The sequence below is a fragment of the Salinicola rhizosphaerae genome (genome assembly GCF_014652715.1).
GTDB classification, from domain to species: domain Bacteria; phylum Pseudomonadota; class Gammaproteobacteria; order Pseudomonadales; family Halomonadaceae; genus Salinicola; species Salinicola rhizosphaerae.
Map to the genome: position 1 here is coordinate 1 of NZ_BMZI01000023.1, position 551 is coordinate 551.

The window sequence follows — 551 nt, forward strand, 5'->3', positions numbered from 1 at the left end:
ATACGCTTGAGACGTATCACTTTCGTTTTTCCTCATCCCAACTGCGAATGAGAAAGAACTGTCAGCATGATCCAAATTGTTAAAGAGCGTTTAGAGCCATAAGCCCTAAGCTGTAAGCTTTCAGTCAACATCTCGTGATGTCATCAAAGCTTATAGCTTAGCGCTAACGGTAGACTGTTTTGGCTTCGGCTTTTTCTTACAGCTTGTTGCTTATAGCTGAGAAGTGGTGGAGCCAAGCGGGATCGAAGTCGTGCGCGACCCCGGACTGACCTCCTGACGTGCAAGGCAAGCGCTCTCCCAACTGAGCTTCCTCAGCACTTTCCGAAGAAAGTGGTGGAGCCAAGCGGGATCGAACCGCTGACCTCCTGCGTGCAAGGCAGGCGCTCTCCCAGCTGAGCTATGGCCCCAGACAATCCAGCTATCTGGATAATTTTCGTCATGACAAGGCGTTTTATGGTGACGCATAGCCTGCTATGCGAGCCGGAAAACAACGCAGTCATGGCGTAAATTTGGTGGGTCTGGGCCGATTTGAACGGCCGACCTCACCCTTA

The 551-nt window shown here is 51.2% G+C and carries 1 tRNA gene; it reads right to left on the reverse strand.

Going from position 1 to position 551, the window contains the following annotated elements:
• Positions 1–331: 331 nt before the first annotated feature.
• Positions 332–407 (reverse strand) — tRNA-Ala (locus tag IE125_RS19155).
• Positions 408–551: the final 144 nt, after the last annotated feature.